This is a genomic window from Nostoc sp. LEGE 12454 (assembly GCF_056620565.1).
Genome location: NZ_JBWQXL010000003.1, coordinates 340,389 through 347,047, shown reverse-complemented (window position 1 = coordinate 347,047; position 6,659 = coordinate 340,389). Strand labels below are relative to the sequence as shown.

The window sequence follows — 6,659 nt, the reverse complement described above, 5'->3', positions numbered from 1 at the left end:
GGGGGGCAGGGGAGCAGGGGGGCAGGGGAGCAGGGGAGCAGGGGAGAGTTGCAGTAAGTTTTTCCCGTCTGCCCCTCGGTCACTGAGCAACTTGCCTTGAGCGAAGTCGAAAGTAGCCGAAGTGCTGCCCCTCTGCCTCTAATGACCAATGACCAATGACCAATGACCAATGACCAATGACCAATGACTAATGACTAATGACTCTTGACTCTTTTTTTATCATTAGCCAGCCGATGAAAATAAGTAGAGCACCGAATGCCAGAAATCCTATGTCCCAAGCTAACTCATTTGGGCCTGGTTTAACATGATGGACACCGAGAATTTGGTGGTCAATTAAACCTTCAACCAAGTCGAACAATCCACCACCAATCAGTATCGATCCAATAAAGGTCTGTGATGACCAAGGAACATCATCACGTCTTCCAGCACGCCATAGTAACACAAGTCCAGCCGCGGTGAATACCCAATCTAAGGTATGAAATAATCCATCCCACACCATGTTCAAATCTATATTCGCCCTATTTGTCAGAGGTCTAATGTTACTGAGCATGTGATGCCACTGGAGGATTTGATGCAGTAAAATTCCATCAATAAACCCTCCAAGACCCACACCAAGAAAAATTCCAGCAGCGATCAGTGGTGCGCGTTGGTTGGGGGTTTCACTTTTCGCCTCCATTGTCAACCTCATAGATAGGCTTTTTTACCAAAATACAACTCTTTTGAGAGAAATATCTTCTATCTTGAGGCAAGTGCGATCGCTTAACTTAAATTAATCAATCTTCAAATTTAATCTGCATACCCGCTTTCACTGGGTCGAAATCTTGGGGAAAATGGATGTTGCGTTGGCGTAGCCTACCGTAGGTAATCGCAGTCTGGTTTTTCCAGGTTCGCTCCTTTAAGAGCGGCTTGGCAAAGATTTGCTGACATCAATCAATGCGCCCCTAAGATCGGCATCCTTCAGATTAGCCTGACCCAGAAAGGCATTGCTTAAATCAGTTCCCCTTAAATTAGCGTTACTCAGGTTAGCTTCACTCAAGTCAGCATAACTCAGGCCAGATCCTTTCAAGTTAATACCTTGCAAATCAGCATTACCCAGTTCTGCTTTACTAAAGTTCCGTTTTCCTGCTGCATAACTCTCCACGAGAGTAGCGGCGCTATTTATAGGCTGTTGAAAATTGACTTCAGGCATATAACAGCGTCACAGGTTGTCTCGTTATTACTTTCACGTACCCTTTTTTTTAATTACGAATTACGAATTACGAATTACGAATTACACTTCCTAAATGTAATACATTAGTTCCTTCTGTTCTCGGATCGATCTTCGTTCACAAAGGTCTTGGAGTGTATATTTTTCCAAAACGGAGTTAGCAGCCTGACGTGCTTCTTGCCAAACTTCCTGAATTAGCTCACCTTCTACCGTGTTGGGAGGAGGCTCAGAAGGAGAGACAACAATATCCGATCCTTCCATGCAGCTAAAAGCATCCAACACTGTAATCTTTCCGGGATCTCGCGCCAGAACATAGCCACCTTTGGCTCCGCGTATACTCTTAATTAAACCTCCACGTCTTAATGTTGCCAGGAGTTGTTCTAAATAGCGGTTTGGGATGTCTTGCAATGCCGCTATCTCTCGAATTTGTAGGGCTTCACCGTTAGGGTAGCAGGTTGCCAATTCTAACAGAGCTAGAAGTGCGTATTCTGATTTGTTAGAGATTACCACAGGCGTAATATTTTAAGCTCATATTTAAAGATACAAAGTCTTTGAGTTCGTTTTCCTAAGCTACTGCGAAGAAAAACTTTACAATCAACTCATTGTTGACCGGCTAACTCCACTTTAAAGACCTTCTAGCATACAAGCAATTACTTTTTTTTTTAAATTCAATAAATAAAAGTGATTGATTAGCTATACATGGAAATTTTTTGAAAATGGGAGAATGACTGTAAAGGTAGTTCCTGCATCGATCGCACTTTCGACTGTAATCTCGCCGCCGTGTAAATCTACAGCCTGCTTGACAATGGACATCCCCAATCCCATTCCTGGGATATTGGCTGTATTACTAGCGCGATGGAAGGGTTCAAAGATGTGTTCAATGTCAGAAGGGGGAATGCCAATACCAGAGTCTTGAGTCTGAAATATAGCTTGCTCGTTGGTAGTGGTTAGAGAAAACCTAACTGTACTACCAATGGGAGAGTATTTTAGACAATTCGAGAATAAATTACTTAAGATTTGCCGTAGTAGTTTGGCGTCTAAATTAGCTCTTGTAGATTGGCACTCACTGCTAAAAACGATCGCATGTTGTGAGCGATCGCTCTGTTGTAATTCTTCTAATAAATCGCGGCAAAATTCCACTAAATTTATAGGTGTTGGATTAAACTCTAACTTGCCTGTTTCATCCTGACTCACCACCAATACATCATTTAATAACTGGGTTATATGCATAACTGATTTTTGAATGCGACGCAGGTGGGTCTGTTGTCGCTGTTCGCTCCAGAGGTGGCGATAATGTTCTAGTAGTTCCGCAGAAGAGTGGATAGTAGCCAAAGGGGTGCGAAACTCATGGGAAGTGATGGTGAGCAAGCGGGATTTAAGTTCGCTAAACTCCCTTTCTTTGGCAAGCGCTTGTCGCATCGCCTGTTCTGCCCATTGCAGCTTGGCTTGGGTTCGCTTGCTTTCGCTAATGTCCCGCAATATCCAGCGCAGACTAACTAATTCACTAGATTGATTACGGATAGCAACCACCTTAACCGCAGCCATAATAGGTGTTTTGTCACGCGGTCGCAAATTTACTTCCCACTCTTGCATTTTCCAGTCTGGGAATTGGGTGCGATCGCGCAAATGAGTTAGTTTCAAATGAAAAGCAATTATTTCTTTCTCAAGCACAAAATTCCCTATGGATTTACCCAACAACAAACTTTTGGAAATGTTAAGCAGAGTGGTGGCTGCTGAGTTAGCTTCCTGAATTATCCCTTTTGTATCAGTCACAAAATAAGCGTCTGGTACTTCCTCAAATAATTCTTGGTAGCGTTGACTTTCTGCTACCAAAGCCTGTTGAGTTTTGGATAATTCTTCATTTTGCTGCTTTAAATCTTCATTTACTACTTGAAGTTCTTCCAAAGCCAGGTAAACTTCTTGGAATACTGCGGTAACGAGTTCAATATCTGCTTGTGCTTTTTGCTGTTCGCTTTGGCGTTGCAAGAGGGCGACGCGCTTACGCATGTTCTCTATCTGCAAAGCTAAATCGTCCAAATTCACGCTCTTGCTCCTAATTTCTAAAGTGGGGTTTTGTTTTAGATTCCCTACTTAGACGATCTTAGCTTTTGGAGTTTAGCAGTTATCAGCAATTTCAATGTAGTTTTAGGTAGTTTTAGTTCTTTGGGGTGATTAGGGCTTAATACAGCAGAATTCAGGAGTAAAAATTGGTGAATGGGCTACGCATAACAGAAGTAAAATACTCTTTTTACCTGGCTTTAAGACGAATCTTTGTGTATTTCACCTTCCTTGAAATCTGCTGTAAGTAATCAAGCAGTTCTCGTTTGTTTAATGGTTTCGTTTGGAAATGTTACTCAATTGCTCTCGAAGGTCTGCCCATTTAATACCTTCTAGGCTGGGTAAAACAATATGAGCGGCTCCAACTCGCTCAACAGGCCCGAGTCCTATTGCCCACATACCACCAGCTAGAGCGGCTTCAACACCGGCTGCGGCATCTTCTACAACTACAGATTGCGCTGGTTCGATTCCTAGTTGCTTGGCTGCGTACAGAAATAGATCCGGTGCTGGCTTGGGTTCTTGTACGCTGTAACCATCTGCGATCGCATCTATTTTATCAGCAATGCCCAATCGCTCGATCACAGTCTGGGCATTTTTGCTCGCTGAACCAATACCGATCTTAATACCAGCTTGCCGCAGTTCATCCAACAAGGCGATCGCCCCTGGTAACAAATCGTGGGATGTCATGTTTTGGATCAATTCCACATAGTAGCGATTTTTGCGCTCCATCATCTCCTCAATTTGTGCTTCCGAATACGCTCTATCCCCAATAATCACCATTAGAGAAGCACGACGGGATACACCCCGCAGGGCTTCGTTAGCTTCTCGATTAAACGGTATACCCTCTTCATCAGCTAGCTTCTGCCAAGCGAGATAGTGAAGTTCTGCTGTATCTGTTAGCACACCATCTAAATCGAAGATAAATCCTTGGACGTTGGGGTTGTGGGGAGTAGGGAGTGGGGAAGATGAAGGAGATAAAGAAGAACTCCTACCTCCTGGGTCACTTCGACTACGCTCAGTGACCTCCTGCCCCCTGCCCTCTGCCCCCTGCCCCCTGCCTCCTGCCTCCTGCCCCCTGCCTCCTGCCTCCTGCCCCCTGCCCCCTGCCTCCTTCAATGAGGGGGGATCGGGGGAGAGGGAAAGTTGGAGAAATTCTAGTTGACGAGTTCTGTCTTGGGCGACTTTTTCCTGATGTAGATCGAAGTCGTGCCATTTCCCGCGCCAGTGCAGTTTAAACTTTAGACGCGTCCAGCCAGGGGGTAGGTGGGGGTTGGCTACAGGGCCATTTTCAGTTAATTGGATGCCGCCGAACCCAAAAATTACAGCTTGCCAAATCCCACCAGCACTAGCACCGTGAATTCCATCGTTGGTGTTACCTCGGTTATCTTCAAGATCCACCATTAACGCCCGCATAAATTGTTCGTAAGCTTCAGCTGATTTGCCCAAATCGGAAGCTAAAATGGCTTGAACTGCTGGGCCAAGGGACGACCCATAAGTAATATCAGTGCGGGGTGCGTAGTAGTCCCAATTTGTCTGCAATGCTTTTTCGTTGTAGGGAAAATCTGCTGATTCCCGCATTAAATATAGGAGCATTAATACATCTGGCTGTTTGAGTACTTGAGATTTGTTGGTTTTATCAATACCTAAGATCGGTTGCATGGAGCGATCGCGTGGTTCATAATCTGCTAAGTTGATATCTTCCAATTGGAAAAATCCCTCGAACTGCTCGATTAGTTCTGTTGATGGGTCATAGAAAAACAATATTTTGGCGACGATATCTTGCCAGTGCGATCGCTCCTCTGGGGTAAGCTTTAGTTTCTGTTCTAGTTCGGTGGCTCGTTCGGGGAATTTGTCAGCCAACCAATCATAGACGGCGATCGCTTTCTCTAGATGCCATTGCGCCATCCGGTTGGTAAAGGCGTTGTTGTGGACTAATTCATGGTATTCATCCGCTCCGATTACTCCCCGGATTTCATACCGTGAGCGCTCAGGATTGAATTCGACTCGACTACCCCAAAAGATCGCGGCATCTAGGATAATCTCTACGCCGCACTTTTGCATCCAGTCATCATCACCAGTGGCTTGCCAGTAGTTCCAGACTGCGTAGGGGATATCTGCATTGATATGAATTTCGCGATCGCGACACCAAATCCGCACGTCTTCACCATAAAAATCACTGCCGATAGACCAACGCGGTGTCACTTCATCTCCGGTATCAGCACTTTCCCAAGCAAACATTGCTCCTTTATATCTGTAATGGCCTGCCTTGCGTCTAGCTCCTGGTAAGGTGTGCCAACGGTAACTGAGTAAGTTGCGGGCGATCGCTGGTTGGGTAAACAGAAACAAAGGCTGCATAAAAATTTCCGTATCCCAAAAGACATGACCGCGATAGCCAAACCCCGAAAGGGTTTTAGCGGGAATGCTCACCCTATCATCATCCCGTGGGGCAGCAATCAGCAGTTGAAACAGATTGTAGCGAACAGCAAAAGTAGCCGTACTATCCCCCTCAATCAGGATGTCACTTTGCTGCCAAACCTCATCCCATGCCTGCTCATTAGCTTTTAGTAATGTTGCATAATCTGGCAGGTTTGCGAGTTTTTCTCGAGCTGCTGGAACTGGTGTTTCAATCTCTCGCGAGGTAAAAACGGTAACAAGTTTTTCGACTGTTACGGTCTGCTGCGCTTTAGCCAAGAAGGTTGTACTCAAGGTAGGATAACCAGGTGCGGTATTGACTTGCAAAGATGCTTCAGTGCCTAATATTGTCAACTTAGCTGCCATACCGAGTTCAATTCGAGAGTTGCGCGTGCGACGTTGCAACCAGATTCCTTGGTCAATCTTGCCTTGGTCTAATTCTTCCCAATGATTGAAACCCTGATTTTCTGGATAGCCATTGATGCTAGCTTGAACTTCGATTAACCCTTCAAAATCTATTGGTGTTAAATGGCAGCGTAGCGCCAACACGTGAGGATCTGCAAGGCTAGCAAAGCGTTCAAAGCTGATGTCTATGGTGTTCCCACTGGGAGAGCGCCAACGCAAAACCCGAATCAGTAGTCCTTGGCGTAAATCAAGCTGGCGATCGTAGCGCAATATCTCACCTTGATCGAGACGGAAGCGATCGCCATTTACAATCACTATCAAGGGTAGCCAGTCAGGGCAATTTACCAGTTCGGTGTATACCACAGGCACATCATCATAGACACCGTGAATAAAAGTAGCTGGCAATGCATGAGGATAACCTTCCTCAAAACTGCCTCTTGTTCCCAGGTATCCATTGCCGATTGTAAAGACGGTTTCTTTGGAGTGCAATTGCTCAGGGTCAAACTGGGTTTCGATTAATATCCAGTCTGTGTAAATAAAATGACGAGAACAACCTTTTGTTTGCATAAGTTGGGAA

At 45.1% G+C, this 6,659-nt stretch carries 4 protein-coding genes and 1 pseudogene; all 5 read right to left on the bottom strand.

The features are described 5' to 3' along the window. Positions 1-187 precede the first annotated feature (187 nt). Positions 188-676, bottom strand: coding sequence for a DUF2243 domain-containing protein (locus AC1F2U_RS05475; protein WP_480260173.1), 489 nt, complete (start codon positions 674-676; stop codon positions 188-190). Between the two features lie 97 nt (positions 677-773). Next, positions 774-1,189: pseudogene (locus AC1F2U_RS05470) on the bottom strand (Alr5209 family pentapeptide repeat protein). Positions 1,190-1,279: 90 nt separating this feature from the next. Then, positions 1,280-1,717 (bottom strand): RrF2 family transcriptional regulator, encoded by a 438-nt coding sequence (locus AC1F2U_RS05465; protein WP_480260172.1) that lies wholly within the window; start codon positions 1,715-1,717, stop codon positions 1,280-1,282. A gap of 183 nt (positions 1,718-1,900) precedes the next feature. Then, positions 1,901-3,250: a PAS domain-containing sensor histidine kinase gene (locus tag AC1F2U_RS05460; RefSeq protein ID WP_480260171.1), complete on the bottom strand. Its 1,350-nt coding sequence runs from the start codon at positions 3,248-3,250 to the stop codon at positions 1,901-1,903. Between the two features lie 285 nt (positions 3,251-3,535). Further along, positions 3,536-6,649, bottom strand: a complete 3,114-nt coding sequence (pgmB, locus tag AC1F2U_RS05455; protein WP_480260186.1) for a beta-phosphoglucomutase — start codon at positions 6,647-6,649, stop codon at positions 3,536-3,538. Positions 6,650-6,659 lie beyond the last annotated feature (10 nt).

Bases quoted from the DNA above. Each gene is read 5' to 3' on its own strand.
- AC1F2U_RS05475 (WP_480260173.1), bottom strand. From the start codon at position 676: ATGGAGGCGAAAAGTGAAACCCCCAACCAACGCGCACCACTGATCGCT.
- pgmB (WP_480260186.1), bottom strand. From the start codon at position 6,649: ATGCAAACAAAAGGTTGTTCTCGTCATTTTATTTACACAGACTGGATA.